This window comes from Bavariicoccus seileri WCC 4188, from assembly GCF_000421665.1.
In the GTDB taxonomy this organism is placed as follows: Bacteria; Bacillota; Bacilli; order Lactobacillales; family Aerococcaceae; genus Bavariicoccus; species Bavariicoccus seileri.
The window spans coordinates 1-18,975 of record NZ_ATXL01000027.1 but is presented as its reverse complement, the minus strand read 5'-3'; the positions used below and the strand labels follow the sequence as shown (position 1 = coordinate 18,975).

Here is an 18,975-nt window from a genome sequence, read left to right as displayed (position 1 = left end):
CAAAAACCTCTCCCAAAACAATCATAAAATTATGTCCAATGTTCTTCATATTCGACTGAAACAGAAGGTATTTCCGCCCAATCAGATTGAACAATTTGATACTGTGTCTTACCTGGCTTCATTGCAAAAGTTTCCCATTCGTTGTCAATCGAGTGATAGCGACTATCTAAAGCTTCTACATCGTTTAGATACAACTTGCGTTCTTTCGTATCAATCGTTAACTCATCACCATCTTGATAGATGTTCTTAATGTCGTTCCAATATGGTGTATTAATCCATGTAAATTTTGCATCTGTGAAGCGCATTCGAACTGCATCAGACTTCTGATAACGCATCATGTAAGCAAAGACATTCGTAATAGCAAAGTCTTTATAATCATCACTTGTAAATGTCTTAGTGAAGATAACGCCTTTTTTAAGATTAACACCATTCTTTAAACTATCAATTTGTCCTAATTGCCATGTTATTGAGGCGCCTTTACGGATAATTTTAAGTTCAAAAAATGACCCATCAAACTTCTTCAAATCTAAATCATATGAGCGTTCGCCTATAATATCAAAGATATGACATTCCACAATAAGTTGTCGTTTAGTCGTTGACGAGTCACGCATAACAAACCCAAAGCCATGTTTGTTATCAGAGTTTAAAGCAAACTCTACTCGACCCCTTTGCTTATTGGATGTCTTATTCCAAAAACTGAAACGATGCGTAAACTCAAAGTCTCCTGTTCTCACACCGTTTGTATTAGTCCCAATCGGTACTTTATAAGAGGGGCCATTCCACCGTTTGACAGCTGAGTCGCTAAAGACTGGGGCTGCGGTCTCTGGCTCATCATAGTTAAAGCTACCTGTTTGTACATTGGGGTCTCCACCTGCATAAGTTGGATAAGTGGTAATGCCTTGATTCGGAACTGCGTTAGGTGGCAAAGTATTATAATAACTTGCATACAATACTCTGTTTGACCTCACCGCATCATTTCCGTCTAGTTCTTCTGGATTACCAAATTGTAAGACTCCGCCTTCGGAATTAACAACAGTAAACACACCATTCTCACCGTTCATTTTCGCACGGATAATAGGATAAGTTGTTGTTGTACCTTTGTTATCTGCTTCAATTAGCGTTTGATCTTCAAAGTTAGCTATAGTCTTAGTTTTAATTGATCTAGCAATGCCATCTTCAATCAGCCATTCGATTTCTCCGCTCGCACGCTCTTCAGATTCATCTAAATCAATTTTTGTAGGTGTAGCAAGATAATATTTATCTGGCTCATCACTAAAGATCAGTTGTTTAGGTTCGTCAACATTTAATAGATATGCTAATGTTCTACGCTTTTTACTATTGAAGTTGTAAATGATAAAAGGCATTGTAATAACTTTATCCGCATCAAGATGTCCAACGCCTCTTTTAAAGCCACTGATAACACTTAAAACAGAAGTAAGATCATAGCCATCAAACAAAACTTGTAATTTTTTCATTATGCTAATCCCCTACCTCTATTTTTTTGAAATTCGTTTTTGTCATTTTCTTTTTTGATGTCTGATGCTAATTCTTTAGCGACTATCTTTTTATTCATGACAATTGTTGTATCTTTATCTTTAATCTCTTTTAATATTTTAATCATCTCTAAAAATGCTACATTTTGTGTTTCGTTTTCAGCTTTAACTGCTGCTTGAACATAAGCCATCAAATCAGATAGTGGTGCTACTGCTTCTTTACCAGCTTCACCACCAACCATTAATGAGTTTCCGTTTTGACCGAATACAGTCGGTTTAGTTAAAATACCACCTTTTGCATACCAGTCAACGCTTATTGACGGAACACCCTCATCGAGCCATTTTAGTGGGTTCATCGAACCACTAATGCTAAAGTGTGGCATTTCCATATGAGGCCAGCTAAAGTTAAAATCAAATAAACCTTTGATGGTGTCAATTGCCGTTCTTACAATATCTTTAGCTTTGTTGATTGGCTTTTCAATTGCATCTCTAACTGAGTTCCATACTCTTGAGGTGGTAGATTTAATATCCTCCCAAACCCCAGATATTTTTGTTTTAATGCTATTCACAACTTCTGCAACTTTGTTCTTAGCATTCGTAATTGCATCTGAAATAGATGTTTTTATATTGTTCCAAATCGTTGAAGCAGTTGTAGATATACTATTCCAGATACCACTGATATAGTTCTTAGCAGAGTCCCAAAGACCTTGTATAGTTGTGATACAACTTGTGACAAAATTAGAAATTGCTAAAGTTATAGCACTCCAAATTTCGCCTGCCTTTGTAGAAATACTATCCCACAATTGACTTAGCCAATCTTTGAAGATTTGCCACTTTTCAGATAGCCAATCGGTTATTGCCCCCCAATTCATTATCGCAATGACGATTAATGAAATAACAGCTATAACGGCAACTATTATTGCAATCATAGGTAGTAATGCTATATTTAACGCTGTCTGTGCTAACGCAAAAGCTGCTATTATAGGTATTAATGCTAGAACTAATGCTGTGACAATAACTATAACAGTCATTATTTGTTTAACAACTGGGTCTAAATTAGTAAACCAATCAACTAAACTTTGAATGAATGGTATTAAAGCCTGTATAGCTTCAGAAAACATGTTCAGTGCTTCATCGCCTATTGCTGCCATGAATTGATCTATTGTACTTTTTAGATTGCCCATGACATTTTCATATCCATCTGATTCTCTTGCTGCTTGACCAGTAACTTCTGCTTTTTGTTGCATATCACTAATATAGTTTGTTCTTAAACTTTGCTTTTCAGCCTCAGTCATTTTTTCATATTCTTTACCAGATTTATTAGCGGCTTTACCAGCGTTGTCTAACGCATATTGACTTAATCCGTTTGCACTTGCAAAAATACCTACGCCCTCAGCTGCGGATAAGTTACCTTTAATAAAAGACTGAATTGATCCTTGTGCATCTTCTAGTGATGTATCATAGAATGCTGCCGCATCAGCACTAGATGTTAATGCTTGTTCTGCTAAACTCATAGCTTCTTCTTGTGACACACCCAAAGACATCAATTGTGAGCTAATGGCCGCATAACCAGGTTTTAAACGCTCTGGGAGTATGCCCATCTTGTCGCCCATGGTGTCAACGCTTTTAGTAGCTGCATCTTCTAAGTCCCCAAACACCTGCGTAAACTGTGCGTTATTTGCTCGAACTGTTGCAGCTGCTTCGATTGATTTACCACCAATTTCGAATATCTTATCTGATATCGCCCCAGCTTTATCAGCCAATTGATTAAAGGCATCACTTTGCGCTATTTGAACAAGTTGATTGACCTTTTCTTTCGAATCTAACGATTGATCGCCTAGCTCTTCGATTTCTTGTTTAACAACATCAATAGAATCTCCGTCATCAATTTTGTCTAATGCGTTTTTGAGTTGATTAATATCGCCGTCTTGACCAATAGCAGAACGACCAATCTTGTTAATTGCTTGTTCTAACTGATCACTTGATGCAGTACCATCTTTAATTGCATTAGTTAAACGAGTTCCTAAAATATCACTAAAATCATCAATACTTGTACCAGTCGCATCAAATAATGTTTGTAATCGTTGTGTATTTTTATCAAATCTATCTTGTTCAGTTTGTGTTTTATTTAACTGACTTTGATATGAACGCAAAGATCCTTCTGTTTCGGCTATTTCCCTTTCAAATGCTCTATACTGACCTTCATCAATCTCACCTTTTGCAAATTGAGAAGCTACTTGTGATTGAGCATCTTTTAACGCATTTAATTTTGTTTTAGTATTCTCAATTGCTTCTGATAATATTTTTTGTTTCTGAGCTGCTAAATCTTGATTTTTTGGATCAAATTTAAGTAATTTATTAACATCTTTTAACTCTCTATTTAAATTGACAGAAACATCATTTACACTTTTCAAAGCTTTTTGAAGGCCTTGTGTTTTACCTTCGATTTCAATAGTAATACCCTTAATTCTTCCTGCCATGTGTTCACTCTCCTTTCGTTAAAAATAAAGAGCCACAGAAACGCATTCTGAGACTCTTAAATGTATAGTTATTCAGTTTTGTTATTTATCTTTTGCGAGAATGCTCATGAGAGTAATTAGAAAGCATTAAAATCGGCTTGATTTGCTTTTCTAGCTTGCGATTGCTTTTCAATTGGCTTACCGTTTTCATCGACTGCGTTGTTATCTATCCACTCTTGTATATGATCTAAACATTGACCGATATTCATATCTTCGATTTCTTCATAGGTTAAACCGCATTGACGACAGATATAATAGAATGATTCTTCTGTAAACTGCTCATCACTACCGCTTACATCGTTTACTTTTTTTTTGATTGTATTGAGCTTTCTAACAATTCAGTAATTTGAGGAAATACATCGGCCAGTGGCATAGCTTCAAACTCATCAAGCCACTCGTCTGGCTCAGGTATTGTCTTATCTGCTGTCTTAGCTAATACCCAAACAAAATTGTACATCGGTTCAAAGTCTAAATGATCTAAATCTTCAAATGAAACAGTGTTTAAATCGAATTGTCCGTCATTCTCAGCTGTTTGATTAAAAACTTTAGCAAGCTTCATTAACTCAGCAAAGTAGTCTTTTCTAAATTGCGCTTTATACCGCCTAGGCGTACCAGCAGTTGATTTTAATTTCACTGGCTTATCATCAATATAGATTGTTTTTTCCATGTTTATTCATTCCTTTTGATTGTTTTGTCATATAATAAAAGAGTGACATAAGCCACTCTTAAAAAACCTAAAAATTACCCTTCTGCAGGTGTTTGACCTTTAACATAGACTTGTGTGAACCAGTCTAAATATTTAGCAGATTGTTCAGTAGTCGTTTGTGTCTTAACTAGTTTGCTTTCGCCCAAATCCAATTGTTTGGCTTTGAAAGTCATTTCAACACCTTCAATATCCTTACCAGTTTTTGAACCTAACTTAGCACGAGATGGAATACAATAGTAAACTAGATGTCTAGTTTTATTAACATCACCATCAAATTGGAACAGTAAAGCAAACGGTGACATCTTAGCGTCCGCAATCTCTGTAATTGTTCCGTCGGTATCGTCATCTAACTCACCCAAAATGTCTGCTCTGAACGCATACGATAAGTTAGCAAGTGTTAATGTTCCGCTATACCCTTGATTTTCGCTTTCAGCAAAGAATGACGCATCATCATCTGCTGAGAACTGAATATCATTTGATTCTGGTTCAAGCGACAATTCAACTGCGCCTTTCATCGCAACGGGCGTTGCATAAACTGGTGCGCCTGTTTCGTCAAACGATAGTTTTGCGTAATGCGCATTTTTAAGACCGTAAACGACTTTATTTTCTTTATTAGCCATTATTTTTTCTCCTTCAAATTGTAATTTCATATGCTTTTTCAAACATATTTTCTGTATCTAAATATGCTTCATAGCTGTCATATTCAAACCCATTGTCATCAAATATTGTTTCTAATTTCTCTTCTAACTCAAAATCTTTCTCGTCTGTATACAGCTCAACTGTCACATTTTTCACTGGATAATAGTTAAAATTATCAGCTTTGATTGTGCCGCCATTGTCTTCTTCATAAAATAAAATATAAGGAAGGTGAGGTGCTTGGCCCTCTTTAAAAGCTCTGTATTGAACTGTTAAATCAGTTTGCTCTAGTAATTTTCTAAAATCTATTAGCTTCACTTCTGCACCCTCCTCTTTATATTTTCTTCTAAGTCTTGAATAACTTTTTGTTCAACTGGCGCAATATGTGGCATAGCTTTTGTTCTACCACCGTTGCGCTTAGCATGACCTTTTTCTAACAAGTGTGTTAGTCCAGCTTTCGTGTTATGCACAGAATAACCATCTTTAACTTTAGTCTTGCGCCAGCTTCGAGCATACTTTCCACCATTGCGTTTGCGCTTCGGACTGTTTGCTTTAAGTTCGCTAACGGCTTCATTAGCTACATTCTCAATTTCATCTTCAACTATTTCTTCGACTTCTTCGCTATAATCTTCAAGCGCTTCTAAGATTTGTTTCGCTAAATCATCCATCATTTATTGCCCACTTTTTGTTTAAGAGTTAACTCTAGATTCTCGTTGTCAACTTTATATTGTTTGATAACTGAATATTGTTCACCCTCAATTTTTAAGATTTTTTCATTCGCATATTCGAACGGATGAATCACGATTAAGCGACTTATTTCAATATTAGCTTGACCTGCAAAGTAGTATTCTGATCGAGAAATAGGTAATTCTTTTGCAAATATTTCTATTTCTTTATAAAGCGGAACTTTATCGCCAACTTTATTTTCTGTGAAGCCGTCTTGATGTAGTAAAGTGACTTCTAAATCAAACATTTGAACCACCAAATTTCACAATTAAGTTACGCAATCTGTATTCGAGATTGCGAGGCAATACACCGCCACCACGATTTTCATAACGGAATACAGACAAATCACATACAAACATGACATGTGCAGAATTAGTAGCATCTAGTGCAATACCTTTTTCTTGTTCTAATTCATCAATCACAGATTTAATTGTATGAGTTAACAGTTCATCACGAACGGTTGTTTTATATCCTAAAGTAGCTTTGACTAGCGCTAAAATGTCTTCAACTTTCATCTTCAACCACCTCAATTAAAGGTTTATTTCTAAGATTTTCATCAGATAATAATTCTTCAATTCTAGCTTTTTTGGCTCTGCCTTTAAAAGGATATTTATCGTTTTTGTAATAGATATGTTTTGTTTCTTTATCTGTAAAATCTACTAATACTTTATACTTCAAAGTTCATGACTCCCTTCATAAAAAATAAAGAAGGGAAATTAATCCCTTCTACTGACTACGCTTCAGCTGGTGTATCTGTAATTGTTACTAATGCAAATGCATTATTTTTCATTGGTTTGCCATCAAAGTAGCCAACGCCTCTGAATACAGTGTTGTCAGATGTGAATTGAACATCAGTAGACGATTCAACACGGATAGCAGACCGTTGAGATAACAAGTATTGTTTCAAATCAGCAAAGACTACGGTGTTATCGTCAGCATATGCAGACAATACAACTCTAAATGGCAATGCGTAAGAACCTGTTAAGACTCCGTTAGCAGCAACTGCTAAGGTTTGAGGAACGATTTTAGAGTAGTATGTCTTGCGATTCATGACTGCTACCACTTCTCCGCCTGTGCCGTCAGTGTCAACCAAGCCAAGTTGGGCAATCAAATCTGCTACATTTCCATCAGATTCAACTTTATTTTCTTCAGGAATTGAAGGAACAATCCCAATCGGTTGTTTCTTAGCAAGTCCTTCACCTTTTAAAATTGCTTTGTCTAATGCTTTAGCAATTGATTTAGCTAAACGATCTTCAACATGAGCAGCTAAGTTAATGAGAGAGTTTTCGATAATGATGTTTGGAACTGGCAAGTATCCACCTAAACCAAAGCCGTCTACTTCGATACCTTTGAACTCATCTTCTAATTCTGCCAGTGCTTTTTTACCTAGCTCAAACCAAACAGCCTCTGGAATGTCACCAGCGATTACTGCACGGCCAGTACCACCGATTTGTTCTACAGTAACTTCTGCAAGTAAAGTTGAGTAGTCACCTAATTTTGATTCGATTCGGTCAACTACGATTTGTGGAACTACCTTTTCATCGCCAGTCAATGAGCGTTTTTCAGTCATTGCATTAGCAATATTTTGATAGAATGAACGAACTTCATCAACTTGTAATGATTCACGAATAGACATTACACCTGTATCACGAGTATTAATTTTTTTAGCCATTTGTCTTTCTTCTCCTTTTTCTTCATCTTCTTCAGTTTTTGCCTTCGGTTGATCTTCTTCGATGTCTGCTAATTCTGCTTCTAACTCAGCTTTTTCTTTTTCTAGATCAGCAATAGCTTTAGCATTTTCATCTAATTTCTTTTCTAATTCGTCAGCTGAATCTTCCACGACTTTCATATCTTCATCAGTTTCAGCTTCGTCGACTGCTTTAGCTACTTCTTTTTCTTCGTCTTTTAGCTTGTCTTCATCTGCTCGTAAAGCTTCAATTTTGCTTGAGCGCTCAGAAATTTTCTTAGCTAAAATTAATTTTCTTAATGCCATTTTTGTATTCTCTCCTTCAATTTTGCTTTTCGTTGTTCTAGTTGTCTTTGTTCGATTTGTTTAACTTGTTGTGAACGAGCGCTTACTGCCGTATCTTCGTAAGCGGGAAATGTTACAACTGATACTTCAAATAATTTAATTTTTCGTATTGTCCATTTCATACCATCTTCACGCTGTTCATAGTCTTCTTCTAAAATGTCAAAGCCAAAAGAACATTGGTCAATGTCTCCTCTTTTAACACGCTCGTATAAATTAACTGCATCTGTATCGTTTTGATTAATAGAGATTTCTCCGTACAAACCTTTGTCATCAACTGATAATTCTAATGTGCTAGATTTTGTTCGACCTAAAACCTTAGCGGTGTCATGGTCTGCTAACGCACGAACATCAGACAAATCAACATCTACTAATGCTTCTGGAGCTACTTCTTCAAACATACCTTCGCCAAGTTTCGTTTCAGAATTAAAGACAATAAAATAACCACTGATTTTGTATTCATCACTGGCTTCATCTCTTGTATTCAATTTCCCAATTGATCGAAATTGGTGGGTGAGTCTTTCATTTTGCATTTACTCACCACCTTTCAAATCTTCATTTTCATCTTGTACTAGCTTTTTCTGCTTACTTACATCAGCTTGTTGTATGAAGTTTTCTAAAACTAGCAAATCATCCATTTCATCGTCAGGCGGTAATGATAGCCAATTTCTTAACTCATTTCTTCGCATAGCGTTAACTTTGACTAATGCTGTACCGCTATTAACTAAGTCAGTCAGTGAATAGTTATATAAGCTTCTAGCGTTAAAGTTGAAATACATGTCATCTTCAACGATTAAATTATTGAGTGTTTGTTGAATGACTTGTGCAATGCTCATAATTTTTGTATTAATGAAATTGTTCCATTCGTCTTTTGTATAAGTTCCAACACCCAAAACAAAAGGTGGAATACCTAAAATGGTTGCTACCGTTTGTTTATCAATTTTAACTGCATCGTTCAATGCTAAATCAGTTAATGTCAGAGGCTTAATTTGTTCTAGTCTTAACATGCCATCTGGAAGCATTAAAGGCGCATTCGGGTTTGAACGCTTCATATATTTATCTTCTAGTTTTTGTCGTGATTCTTCGTCTAAATCTGAATCGCTATCAACATAGATTGCTAGAGAAGGCTTATAATTTGATGACATAAACGAGCGCTTAGTTTTTGATGCTTGTTTTAAATTATGCGTAACATCAGACAAACTAACCCTGTAGCCTGTGCCTAAAAATGGCCGATTTTCATCTGGATTAATTGCAAAATGCAAAACATCTGATGGTTGGTATTGCCTACCTTCATAATCAATCACATAGTTAAAATCTTGATTCACATCGTAAATAAATCTAACTTTAGATGATGCTAGTGGTCTTAGTTCAACTACTTTCCCATTTCGTGAAATTGGTAATACAACTGCGTTGCCATCGCCAATCAGTAGAGTTTTGACTATCCAAAACACGAAATTCTTTCGTGATTGATAGCCGTTTGGCTTGATATCTACTAGCTTAGATAAATCATTTTTGACTCTTACATCGCCTTTTTCAGAGTTCTGCATCAGTTGAATTGTCATATTGCTCACTAGATCAGCAATCTGATTAACTGCGGTTTGGACTTCTGGATTGTCTGCAAGTCTTGTATAACCGCTCACCAACAAATCTTCTGCATCTTTGGTTAAAAAATAGCCAACTTTGGATTGTTGACTTTCTTCTGTATTTCTCTTATTAAAATTAAAAATTCCCATTAATTTTTTGTTCACCGCCTTTTTAGCCTGCGTTATTTATAGCTGACTTGTTTTTAGCTTTCTTTTCGCTACCTTCCAGACTTGCACAACATGCAAAGACTGAAGCATCAAATAAGTCAATTCGTTGATTCGGTAGCACTTTTTCAAATTGAATCATGTCATCAGTTTTCTCTATTGCCTTGACATTGCTGATACAATATTCGTAAGCTCTTGAATGTAAATAATAGAACTCAGCCAATTTAGTTTTTTGTTCTATGTGTCTAAATCCTTCACTTTTGCGATAAAAATATTGTGGAGCATCAGCCATTTTAAATTTAGCTTGCTTCATTTTTAAAAAGAACTCACGACCAAATTTCTTATCAAAGTGGACTTCTTTGATTTTAAAACCTAATTTGCGCATGTCTGAAAACCATTTGACAATATCGTCAAACAATACAGTTGATGTATTCGATAGTGTTGCCCAATCCTCTTCTTCCCATTCAAACAAAGGTATATTATCTTGTTCTGCTTTTTCGATTGCTTTCGCACGAGGGAAAAACGCATGCGTGATAACGATGTCAATATCTTTAGTAACTTTTTGACCGTCAATATTGTAAGTATAATTTTTTAACACTCCGTATAAAGCTGCGGCAGTTAAGTCATGTAACTTAGATAAGTCAGCACCGCCATACCAAATTATTGGTAGCTTAGCTAGTTCTTCTAGTTTCCAATTGAAGTTACTATCTGAATACTTAAATTCATCTATATCAAAATAAGCATTATCTGCAGTTGTGAATATGTTTAATGTTTTGTTTAAAAATTCGTTTTTAAGTTGAGGTTCGTTCATCGCCTGTCTTGCATCTGCGACTAATTCTTTTAAAGTGGTTGTGACATTTAAAGATGGTGTCACTGCTTCTAAAACTTGTGGGTCATCTGGGGTTGTTATATCGCTTGTTAGAGGATTTAAGATGTTGCCTTTTTTGTCTTGTTTGACATGACACATATAAATGAAATATGAATCGTAAGTATCATCTTTAATCTGACCTTTTAAAACTTTTTGTAGTGTCTGTATGCGTTGCGCTAAAAAACCGTTTGGAACATCGCCAGCGGTTGAGATGCCGATTAATAGCTTATTTCGATATGCTTTCATGGCATTCTTCATCAGTGTGTATTTTTTGGCACCTGCTCGCTTCCAACTGTGAAGTTCATCAAGAATTAAACAGTTACAGTTTAAAGAATCTAGCTTATCTTCTTGATTTGCTATTGCAAATATTTCAGATGAACCATCACCAAAATCAGCATAAATTGAGTGTTCTTGATTGTTGTCACGAATTCGCAACTTCTTCAAATCTTTCTTTAAATGTTCAATGTTCTTAACTATGTCACCAAAGCTTTCTTGTGTTTGCTTTAGACTATTTGCAACTATATAAGTCTTAGCACCAGATTTTCTATCAAGAACACCTTTTGCCCATGCTAAACTAGCTGCCCATAAGCTTTTACCTTGTTTGCGCGGGAGGAAGATTAATGACTCATTAAATCTTCTAATCTTAGAATCTTTTTCAAAGAACCCAAACAGATTCACTATGATAAATTTTTGAAACGGCATTAATTTTAACGGTGTGTGTGCTAAATCATTACCGTTTAAATCTTGACCTTGAACATGTGTGATTGTGCCTTCGATTAAGCCTATTATGAAGTCGAATTGTTCTTGTTTAAAATCCCATTTGTCAGACTTCAAATCATCTAAAAATCGTTGTGCTGATAAGATTTCATCTTCGTAAGCTATTCGCTTTTTGCTAACTAAATCTTCTGCATATTTAATTGCTACTTTAAAATTGTCGGAAGTGATATGAGAGATATTCATATCAATCAACTCCAGAACTATTTAGAAATTTTGCAAATGCTGAAGGTTCATTATCAGTTTTATTATCGCTATCTTTAAGCGATTTAGGATTAAGTAACAAACGATCTTCGTATGTCGTTAAGTCTTTCCGTAAGTTTTCCAGCGTTGCTACAATCGGACTTTTTTTTACACCACTTGCTCCTGTCGCAACTTCTACGACAAAATCAGATTGTTCGAATCGTCTATACAATAAATTGTATTGCCACACCGTTTCAGCATAGCGTGAAATTATAGGTGAAAACTGAACTTTGTAAGTACCCAACTCTTTCATGTTCTTAACAGTTCTGCGCTTAATAGTTTCGACAGTTGGTATGTTTTTCAAGTCAATTTTCACCTGCTTTCTTCAAAAATTTATTCTCATAGCCTGTACACTTGGAAATGATCCCCTTGCTCGGTCTCCCTTAATATACAATATATTATTTTCTAGTGGCGGGGATATTGTTGTCATATCAACCTTTTCGGCTATTCTGTATTATTAATTATATTTTTTCAATTATCATATATTATTTCATTTTAGAAATATATTGTATATTACTTTTGTTATACAAGATATTATATTGTATATTCTATATCTTGTCGACATACATCTGATACACATTCAGCTGCTTCATCTTCTCGACTACAATCTCATCGACACATTCGATATGCTCAGCGTAATAATCAACGAACTCACTTGCTCGTTTCTCTTGCCAATATAACCCCAGCTTCGTCACTGTGTCTGCAGTCCTATTATGCATCTTGTTATGATTACCATTGCATAAGCTAATCAAGTTCCAATCTTCAAAAGCCAATTCTGGATAATACTCTATCTCATATATGTGATGTACCATCTCTGCCGTTTTAGCTTTGCCATATCGTTTCGCTTCTCGACATTCGTATCCGTCTCTTCTCAACACTCTTCGTTGTTTAGTCTGCCATTTGTTCGATAGATAGAACTCTCTGTTATTCGTTAATCTCATATAATCATTATCCTTTGTATTAATACACTAATACAGTTTAAACGCAAAATAAAAAGAGTATGCAATCGCACACTCTCTAACAACACATCGCAAAGTTATCATCTATATTATATACTACGCTTATCATTAAAATTAAAATAAGAGCATGCTTCTGCACACTCTCACTATTAATATCGCACAACTATTATATCATGTGTTTGTTTAAATAGTCTACATACTTTAACAACATCTTAACTACAAACACAATCATTTTATTCATAACATTGTAACTTCTTCATATTCGCTATTATAAGCAATATCTTCTAATATTTTCAATCTCACTTCTTTTAACGCTTCAACTTTTAAACTAGCCTTTTTAATTGCTTCATCATCTTTCTTAATATCAAAAAACTTATTAGCTAGATACACTGCTGCTATTGCTGTATTAGTCTCTTTTATTTGTTCGTCTATATACTTTAAAGCTTCACGCATTACGCACACCTCAGCAAATCATTCAATTGATCTCTTTCTGCATAAACTGCGTTTATTAATTTATATGCTTGCTTTCGTCCGTCATTATTTCTAAAATTCATCAATGCTAATTCTTTTTCATAATCCCCAAAAGTTTCAAAGTATAAATATCTCAATTCATTATCCCATAAATTCAACAGCAACTTAAACAACTGCACTTCATTACTATTTTCTTGTTCAACATACTTAATAACTCTGTCAATCAATTCTAATTTGTCATTGATCTCTTTTTCTGCTTCAGTTACGACTTCATCAATATACAAATGTCTCTTCTTCTCAATCGCTCTAATTGTCCGATTAAAACGATTGTTAAAAGTCTGTTTTGTCAGTTCAAAATTCTTTCTCGTTGCTTTAGTCCCCAAAGTTAAAACTGACTTGCAAAACACTGCTTGCGACTTAGTAAAATGCTTTTCTAATATATCAATCGCATATGCTTTATTAACAGTCTCGTTATCTGTATACACATACCCATTTTCAACTGGATACTCGTCCCAGCATTCTATTTGATTCGCTTTGACATCATCAAACTCAACTTGTCTTTGTACCCACTCTTTCTTTTTGCCATATCGAAATTTGCCAGTTTCACTCACAAATTCATCACTTGTCATTGTATAAGCTTTTTGATAACAATACTTTTCAATTTTGTCATAGTCATCAGTTAAACTGTGATTGCGATTGTATATTTCTAAACTTTCCCATAAATTCGAGATTAGCGAATCTTTTGAAGGATTACTTTCAATTCCATTTGTTTTTGTCGCATACTTACCAAATTTTTTATTTAACTTTTTAGTATAAACATTTAACCATCTTGACTTTAGCAACTTTTCAATTATTTCATTTTTTAATTCTGTTTCTTTTTTCATTTTTTGCACTCTTTTCTGATTTATTAAAAGAATGCCCCTTATTTTTATTGTTATATGTTACATAAAAACATATGTAAATTTGTTTGACATCAAACTATATTCTTCAATTTCATTTATTCGTTTTACAAAACGATTAAGCTCGTTGTCTTCGTCATTAACATCTATCGCTTTATCATCATTTAACTGTTGTCTGATGTATCTGCATCTAAAAAATGGTAGTCCATTTTCAATTGTGTTTGCTTTACACTCTTCATTTTGATAATACAGCGCAACATGTTCAGTAAAATCTCGTCTAAATTTTACTGATTGTTTGTTAATTTTAAAACCGCTATAACTTCCCTTTTTAGTCATTTTTTCTCTGCTAAAATCTGTGTCTTTTGTGATATGTATTAACCACATTTTACTTGCTTTAAAAGCTACTATATCAACGCCCATGACCCAGTCCAAATATTTGTCTGCGATTACTTCATATCCCATTTTTTCTAATTGTGCCTGTGTTACTAATTCAATTATCGCTGCTTTATAAGCTCTATCCGCTCGCCACTTAATGCAACTATTTATAAAGTCATCGCCAACTTCAAACATAAAAGGATCATTAGTTTTTATTTTTTGTCTATACAACTTAATATATTCTTCAACATAAAAATCTTGATTTGGCACTTCGTTATATTTTTCTAGTAAATTATCGAACAAATACATTGCTTCAAAACATTTATACATATTTTCAATATTAGCTTTTGCACATGTTTTATTAACTGACCAACTTCCATCATTTTTAAATACTCGCTCTTTAATTTTTTCGTTTTTTACTAGTTCTATTGCTTGTTTTTGATACTCTTGCATTTTTGCACCTCTGCTATTTTTTTAAACAGAAGATGCCCCTTATTTTTTTTACTTCATTCTATTTTTAAGTTCGTCCATTTCGACTTTTAACTCATTTATTTGCTTTTGCATATTTTTAAATTGTTCATCTAATTGTTTGTCTTGTTGTTCGTCTGCCTCTTTTCGTTTTTTGATGTCTGCATCTAACTTAGCTTGTTCTGTTTTAACATATTTAAGTAATTCTTCTCTAGTCATTTTTTTATCTTCCTTCCATTTTTGCAAGCGTTGCTTTCATTCTCGCTTCTAAATCTTCTTTATTTTTTTCAACTTTAATTTCTTCATTTGCAACTTTTTTAAACTGTACAACTTTTGCGCTATCAACTAACTCAACTTTTTGTTCTTGTTTGTTAATCACATCGTCATATTCACTAGCAAAAAAGTCGCCGAAATCATCAAAGTTTTGTTTTTGCTCTATTTCTTTGTCTACCAATTCTTCATCTTCCTTTTCTATTTTTTGTTCTGTTTCTTCTATATTATTAACTTCTTCTTTAGTATCTTCTTTAGTACTTTCTACAATCGTCTCATCTTCATCAGATTGCGTTGTAGCGACCTTTTTAACACGCTTCATACTATTAAACGCCTCTTTATCTTCTTCGTTGTAATAGTATCTGTCGTCTTTTAATTCATCATTTTGTAAATATTCAGCATTTGCAACAATTGATTTGTACAAGCCTTCTTTTAGCTTTTCGTTTACATATGCGTTTAAACTGTTGTTGTATTCGTATCTGCTAATTACATATTTTGTACTGCTTTTTTCTGCATCTTTTAAAGCACCGTTCAACTTAACAATAGCAAATGATAAAGCTTTTACTTTTTGCAACTGTTGCAATGACTTCAAACCAATTGTGCGACTGCGTCCGTATTTGTTAGCAATTGTTGCAATGCATTCCCAGTTAATAAATCTGCTAATATCTGCTTTTGTGTCTTCTGCTTTAGCACGGAAGATGCGTTGATTGACAGATACATAAAATGCAATTGCTTGTATGCGATCAGAAATTTTAGGTATCTCTAGAGCGTTCATCAACTCTTTACAGACCAATGAAGCAAAGCCTGCATACTCGCCAGCTTCATCAACAACTTGTGAAAGATAGAATATTTCATTGTTGTTGTTTTCGTTACTATTATCGTTAAAGTCAATTTGATCATAGTTTGAAATATTAATTACATTTGCATCATGTAATTTTTTAATTGATGTTCTGATCTTTTTTGTGTAGTAAGTTTTGTTATCATAGTCAAGTCTTAATCTTGTGAAGATTTCATTTACTGTAAATGTAAATGTTTCTATTTCATCAACAACTTCATCTGTTGAAAAAGGTAAATTGTAAGTAGCTATCATTGCTGCTACCGCATAATCAAATTCTGTTGCATCTTGTAAATCGTAAATCTTATTTGTAATCGAGTAAAATGACTTCATGCTTGTTAATCTCCTATTTAATTTTATTTGTTTTGTAGTATTGTTTTATTTCTTTGTCTAATTGTTCGTCTCTAACATAAATAGCAAATTGATTATTAGAGCTTTGATTTGTTGCAACTGCTAAGCGTGTATAGCCTTTGTCTTTTAGCATTAGTGATAGTTTTTTGTCATAGCAATAAAAAGCTGTATATTGAATTGGTCTCATTTATAAAACTCCCTGCATATTTTTCAAACTTTTGTGTGAAGTTTTTGGTCTCTCATTATTATACATTCATTATAACATATATCTAAAAATTTGTCAATAGTTAATAAACCCTTGATAACACTGTGTTTTTCAATTTTTATTAAATAATTCAAAAAAGCAATTGACATACTATTTAATAAATTATTTACCCCTTCACTATTATTGCCAAAAAGTATGCCAGGGTGGAAATGATTTTGGTTACAGATGTGTTACAGATAAATTATTATTTAATGACAATTTAAGATGCTCGTAAACGAACTGCGTCAGCAGTGAAGTTAGAGTATTATACTCTCTTCTTTATTCTTATATTGTGTTTGTTTCTTATATGTCTTTGTTTCTTAGTGCACAAAAACGGGCTTATTTCTGTAAAATTACATATTTTTGAAATAAATAAATAGCTATACAGATAAAATTACATAATTATATATTAATAAAAATAGCTATACAGATAAAATTACAATATTCTATTTAATAAACTGACGCTTGTGACCTATTTGAGTAATATTTACTCAAAATGGATTTAAGTTCTCTGCGATATACCGCATCAATCTAATTAAAAAAATAGCTATATAGATAAAATTACAATATTTCTATGATGTATATCGCTTGACTATATATATTAACACATAAAAAAAGACCTCTAGCATTTCTGCTAAAAGCCTTAAAAAAACAGGGGTTCCTTCTTTGTATGTATCCATTATATCATATGTTTGTTGTTGTGTCAATAGTTGTTGCTGTCGATACCATTCTCTGCTAAAATCGCATCAAATTCATCTTTATCAATCTCAACTTCTTCTTCTGCATCTGCAAGCGTTAGTTGTTTTATTTTATTGTCTTCTATTATATAAACAAAACTATCTTCAAAATTTAAATCAGATGCTGTTACCGTTTGATCTAGCGTTAGTGATATGTCGTCTACTTTTAATACTTGTGCAAGTTTATCATGATCTTCTTCACTGTTAATCAAAATGCTGATCAAGTCTTCTTTAATGTCTCCTGTCGTATTTGCGTTTGTGTTTAGATACTTCTTTAACGCATCTAGTAAAGCTACTTCATCTTTTTCATTGTTAGAGATTAAAAATAGTTCTTGTCCAAAAATTGCGTTGTCGATTGATAAGTTATTAGTTGCTTTGATTATTTTAGTATATGTCATTTTAATATCTCCCTTTTTTTAATTGGCTAAGTGGTGACTTATTTCTAGTGTTTTTTATGATTTGATCTGTTTGCATACTGCGCAAATATATCTCTGTAACTCTAGTTGACGAGTGTCCTAGGATTCTTGAAGTCTGATATACATCAGTTTGCTGTAATAGCTTAATCGCTGCATAGTGTCTAAAATCATGAGGCGCACATCTTATTTCTTTTCTAATATTGCACCGTTTTCCCAATTTTTTAATTAATCCTTCAACTGCATTAACTGATAGCCTTGTACCGTCATAAGCGCCCAGCAACAAATAATCTGCATGTAGCTTATCTTTAAAATAAAGCTGTTTAATTCGCATATATTTAAAATACTGATTTATAACTGGCAAGGATGTATAAACTTGTCTTTCTTTGTTGTTCTTGCCTCTTTCAACGAATATTGAGTTTTCAGAAAAGTCATCATTTCGCAAGTGACACATCTCATCACATCTTAGACCAGTGTCAGCTAATAGCATAATAATAAATTTGTTGCGTTGTGATAAATACTTGCTAAACAGTGAATCTTTCTTACCAAATTTGCTTCTGTCACAAGCGTTAATCATTTGCAATACTTCATCATCGTTGAATGTTCTAATAATCGTTTTCTTTTGTCTAAAGAATTTAACTTTCAGCGCAACATTTTGAGATTGTTCTAAGTACTCTTCGTCTACACAAAATCTATAAAATGCTCTAATTGTTTTGATGTGTGTATTTAAATAACTCTCTGCTCTGCCTTTGTGCTTCAAGCTAAGCAAAAATGCTTTAATCTGATTTGCTGTAATGCTCTCTAATTCTATATAGTCTGACTTCTCTTCTAAATACTTTAGAAAGATATTAAAACACTTTCTATATCTTACTATTGTTTTGTTTTGTAATCCCGTTGCTTCACAGTTAAAATAAAATTCTTTTTCTAGCAATCTTAGCTCATTCAAAAAAACACCTCCCTTGATTTATTAGGTATACAAGAAAAGTGATAAACTATTTTTTTATTTTATGTTGGGATACCACACTAAATTCTAATTTTTATGGTTTAGATACCCCAAATTTGAACTTGTTAAACCCCTCAGAAACCTTGTCATATCAACTGTTTGAGATGCCAAGTGTCATTCTGGCATAACGACTCATACGATCTGGCGACCAAGCCGGATACCACACAAGTTTCACATCAGAACTTTTGACCTCTGGCACTTTTTTAAG

At 33.6% G+C, this 18,975-nt stretch carries 24 protein-coding genes and 1 pseudogene; all 25 read right to left on the bottom strand.

All coding sequences use genetic code 11. The annotated features are described in order from the left end of the window. Positions 1–29: 29 nt before the first annotated feature. Positions 30–1,475, bottom strand: coding sequence for a distal tail protein Dit (locus H541_RS12795; RefSeq protein ID WP_022796589.1), 1,446 nt, complete (start codon positions 1,473–1,475; stop codon positions 30–32). After that, the gene (locus H541_RS0106860; protein ID WP_022796588.1) at positions 1,475–3,973 is read right to left on the bottom strand and encodes a phage tail protein; all 2,499 of its coding nucleotides are present in this window, start codon (positions 3,971–3,973) and stop codon (positions 1,475–1,477) included. The genes H541_RS12795 and H541_RS0106860 overlap by 1 nt, the downstream gene beginning before the upstream one ends. Positions 3,974–4,089: 116 nt before the next feature. Beyond that, positions 4,090–4,221 carry a hypothetical protein gene (locus tag H541_RS13715; protein ID WP_022796587.1) on the bottom strand — a complete coding sequence of 44 codons (132 nt, stop codon included), beginning with the start codon at positions 4,219–4,221 and terminating at the stop codon, positions 4,090–4,092. A gap of 92 nt (positions 4,222–4,313) precedes the next feature. Then, positions 4,314–4,679 carry a hypothetical protein gene (locus H541_RS0106850; protein ID WP_022796586.1) on the bottom strand — a complete coding sequence of 122 codons (366 nt, stop codon included), beginning with the start codon at positions 4,677–4,679 and terminating at the stop codon, positions 4,314–4,316. A 74-nt stretch (positions 4,680–4,753) separates the two neighbouring features. Continuing rightward, positions 4,754–5,338, bottom strand: a complete 585-nt coding sequence (locus H541_RS0106845; protein WP_022796585.1) for a major tail protein — start codon at positions 5,336–5,338, stop codon at positions 4,754–4,756. Positions 5,339–5,351: 13 nt separating this feature from the next. After that, positions 5,352–5,672, bottom strand: coding sequence for a hypothetical protein (locus H541_RS0106840; RefSeq protein ID WP_022796584.1), 321 nt, complete (start codon positions 5,670–5,672; stop codon positions 5,352–5,354). Beyond that, positions 5,669–6,025: an HK97 gp10 family phage protein gene (locus H541_RS0106835; protein ID WP_022796583.1), complete on the bottom strand. Its 357-nt coding sequence runs from the start codon at positions 6,023–6,025 to the stop codon at positions 5,669–5,671. Before H541_RS0106835 ends, H541_RS0106840 begins: the two co-directional genes overlap by 4 nt. After that, positions 6,022–6,327 (bottom strand): phage head closure protein, encoded by a 306-nt coding sequence (locus H541_RS0106830; protein WP_022796582.1) that lies wholly within the window; start codon positions 6,325–6,327, stop codon positions 6,022–6,024. Before H541_RS0106830 ends, H541_RS0106835 begins: the two co-directional genes overlap by 4 nt. Then, positions 6,320–6,595 carry a hypothetical protein gene (locus H541_RS0106825; protein WP_022796581.1) on the bottom strand — a complete coding sequence of 92 codons (276 nt, stop codon included), beginning with the start codon at positions 6,593–6,595 and terminating at the stop codon, positions 6,320–6,322. Before H541_RS0106825 ends, H541_RS0106830 begins: the two co-directional genes overlap by 8 nt. Further along, on the bottom strand, positions 6,585–6,758 hold the full coding sequence (locus tag H541_RS13410) for a hypothetical protein (RefSeq protein WP_022796580.1): 174 nt from the start codon (positions 6,756–6,758) through the stop codon (positions 6,585–6,587). Before H541_RS13410 ends, H541_RS0106825 begins: the two co-directional genes overlap by 11 nt. Before the next feature lie 55 nt (positions 6,759–6,813). After that, positions 6,814–8,073: a phage major capsid protein gene (locus H541_RS0106815; RefSeq protein ID WP_022796579.1), complete on the bottom strand. Its 1,260-nt coding sequence runs from the start codon at positions 8,071–8,073 to the stop codon at positions 6,814–6,816. After that, on the bottom strand, positions 8,064–8,642 hold the full coding sequence (locus tag H541_RS0106810) for an HK97 family phage prohead protease (RefSeq protein ID WP_022796578.1): 579 nt from the start codon (positions 8,640–8,642) through the stop codon (positions 8,064–8,066). The genes H541_RS0106815 and H541_RS0106810 overlap by 10 nt, the downstream gene beginning before the upstream one ends. Then, the gene (locus H541_RS0106805; protein WP_022796577.1) at positions 8,643–9,857 is read right to left on the bottom strand and encodes a phage portal protein; all 1,215 of its coding nucleotides are present in this window, start codon (positions 9,855–9,857) and stop codon (positions 8,643–8,645) included. It abuts the gene before it with no gap. A gap of 7 nt (positions 9,858–9,864) precedes the next feature. After that, positions 9,865–11,685, bottom strand: coding sequence for a terminase large subunit (locus tag H541_RS0106800; RefSeq protein WP_022796576.1), 1,821 nt, complete (start codon positions 11,683–11,685; stop codon positions 9,865–9,867). A gap of 1 nt (position 11,686) precedes the next feature. Then, positions 11,687–12,046, bottom strand: coding sequence for a P27 family phage terminase small subunit (locus H541_RS0106795; RefSeq protein ID WP_033420844.1), 360 nt, complete (start codon positions 12,044–12,046; stop codon positions 11,687–11,689). 244 nt (positions 12,047–12,290) lie between these two features. Continuing rightward, positions 12,291–12,683, bottom strand: coding sequence for a hypothetical protein (locus H541_RS11875; protein ID WP_022796574.1), 393 nt, complete (start codon positions 12,681–12,683; stop codon positions 12,291–12,293). Between the two features lie 255 nt (positions 12,684–12,938). Next, positions 12,939–13,154, bottom strand: a complete 216-nt coding sequence (locus H541_RS0106785) for a hypothetical protein (protein WP_022796573.1) — start codon at positions 13,152–13,154, stop codon at positions 12,939–12,941. Beyond that, positions 13,154–14,056 carry a hypothetical protein gene (locus H541_RS0106780; protein ID WP_022796572.1) on the bottom strand — a complete coding sequence of 301 codons (903 nt, stop codon included), beginning with the start codon at positions 14,054–14,056 and terminating at the stop codon, positions 13,154–13,156. The genes H541_RS0106785 and H541_RS0106780 overlap by 1 nt, the downstream gene beginning before the upstream one ends. Before the next feature lie 57 nt (positions 14,057–14,113). Next, positions 14,114–14,899 carry a hypothetical protein gene (locus H541_RS0106775; protein WP_022796571.1) on the bottom strand — a complete coding sequence of 262 codons (786 nt, stop codon included), beginning with the start codon at positions 14,897–14,899 and terminating at the stop codon, positions 14,114–14,116. Between the two features lie 48 nt (positions 14,900–14,947). Further along, entirely contained in the window at positions 14,948–15,133 is a 186-nt protein-coding gene (locus H541_RS0106770; protein WP_022796570.1) for a hypothetical protein, read from the bottom strand. A 4-nt stretch (positions 15,134–15,137) separates the two neighbouring features. Continuing rightward, entirely contained in the window at positions 15,138–16,352 is a 1,215-nt protein-coding gene (locus H541_RS0106765; RefSeq protein ID WP_022796569.1) for a hypothetical protein, read from the bottom strand. Positions 16,353–16,365: 13 nt separating this feature from the next. Next, positions 16,366–16,557 (bottom strand): hypothetical protein, encoded by a 192-nt coding sequence (locus tag H541_RS0106760; protein WP_022796568.1) that lies wholly within the window; start codon positions 16,555–16,557, stop codon positions 16,366–16,368. A 760-nt stretch (positions 16,558–17,317) separates the two neighbouring features. Then, on the bottom strand, positions 17,318–17,749 hold the full coding sequence (locus H541_RS0106755) for a hypothetical protein (RefSeq protein ID WP_022796567.1): 432 nt from the start codon (positions 17,747–17,749) through the stop codon (positions 17,318–17,320). Position 17,750: 1 nt separating this feature from the next. Then, positions 17,751–18,710 (bottom strand): tyrosine-type recombinase/integrase, encoded by a 960-nt coding sequence (locus H541_RS0106750; RefSeq protein WP_022796566.1) that lies wholly within the window; start codon positions 18,708–18,710, stop codon positions 17,751–17,753. A gap of 148 nt (positions 18,711–18,858) precedes the next feature. Beyond that, positions 18,859–18,975: pseudogene (locus H541_RS11870) on the bottom strand (metal-sulfur cluster assembly factor); the annotation flags it as partial.

Excerpts from the sequence above, each read along its gene's own strand:
- H541_RS0106860 (WP_022796588.1), bottom strand. The coding sequence starts at position 3,973 with ATGGCAGGAAGAATTAAGGGTATTACTATTGAAATCGAAGGTAAAACA.
- H541_RS0106845 (WP_022796585.1), bottom strand. The coding sequence starts at position 5,338 with ATGGCTAATAAAGAAAATAAAGTCGTTTACGGTCTTAAAAATGCGCAT.
- H541_RS12795 (WP_022796589.1), bottom strand. The coding sequence starts at position 1,475 with ATGAAAAAATTACAAGTTTTGTTTGATGGCTATGATCTTACTTCTGTT.
- H541_RS0106835 (WP_022796583.1), bottom strand. The coding sequence starts at position 6,025 with ATGATGGATGATTTAGCGAAACAAATCTTAGAAGCGCTTGAAGATTAT.
- H541_RS0106770 (WP_022796570.1), bottom strand. The coding sequence starts at position 15,133 with ATGACTAGAGAAGAATTACTTAAATATGTTAAAACAGAACAAGCTAAG.
- H541_RS0106800 (WP_022796576.1), bottom strand. The coding sequence starts at position 11,685 with ATGAATATCTCTCATATCACTTCCGACAATTTTAAAGTAGCAATTAAA.
- H541_RS0106830 (WP_022796582.1), bottom strand. The coding sequence starts at position 6,327 with ATGTTTGATTTAGAAGTCACTTTACTACATCAAGACGGCTTCACAGAA.
- H541_RS0106765 (WP_022796569.1), bottom strand. The coding sequence starts at position 16,352 with ATGAAGTCATTTTACTCGATTACAAATAAGATTTACGATTTACAAGAT.
- H541_RS0106780 (WP_022796572.1), bottom strand. The coding sequence starts at position 14,056 with ATGAAAAAAGAAACAGAATTAAAAAATGAAATAATTGAAAAGTTGCTA.
- H541_RS0106785 (WP_022796573.1), bottom strand. The coding sequence starts at position 13,154 with ATGCGTGAAGCTTTAAAGTATATAGACGAACAAATAAAAGAGACTAAT.
- H541_RS0106755 (WP_022796567.1), bottom strand. The coding sequence starts at position 17,749 with ATGACATATACTAAAATAATCAAAGCAACTAATAACTTATCAATCGAC.
- H541_RS0106760 (WP_022796568.1), bottom strand. The coding sequence starts at position 16,557 with ATGAGACCAATTCAATATACAGCTTTTTATTGCTATGACAAAAAACTA.
- H541_RS13715 (WP_022796587.1), bottom strand. The coding sequence starts at position 4,221 with ATGAATATCGGTCAATGTTTAGATCATATACAAGAGTGGATAGATAAC.
- H541_RS0106815 (WP_022796579.1), bottom strand. The coding sequence starts at position 8,073 with ATGGCATTAAGAAAATTAATTTTAGCTAAGAAAATTTCTGAGCGCTCA.
- H541_RS0106850 (WP_022796586.1), bottom strand. The coding sequence starts at position 4,679 with ATGGAAAAAACAATCTATATTGATGATAAGCCAGTGAAATTAAAATCA.
- H541_RS11875 (WP_022796574.1), bottom strand. The coding sequence starts at position 12,683 with ATGAGATTAACGAATAACAGAGAGTTCTATCTATCGAACAAATGGCAG.
- H541_RS0106810 (WP_022796578.1), bottom strand. The coding sequence starts at position 8,642 with ATGCAAAATGAAAGACTCACCCACCAATTTCGATCAATTGGGAAATTG.
- H541_RS0106825 (WP_022796581.1), bottom strand. The coding sequence starts at position 6,595 with ATGAAAGTTGAAGACATTTTAGCGCTAGTCAAAGCTACTTTAGGATAT.
- H541_RS0106775 (WP_022796571.1), bottom strand. The coding sequence starts at position 14,899 with ATGCAAGAGTATCAAAAACAAGCAATAGAACTAGTAAAAAACGAAAAA.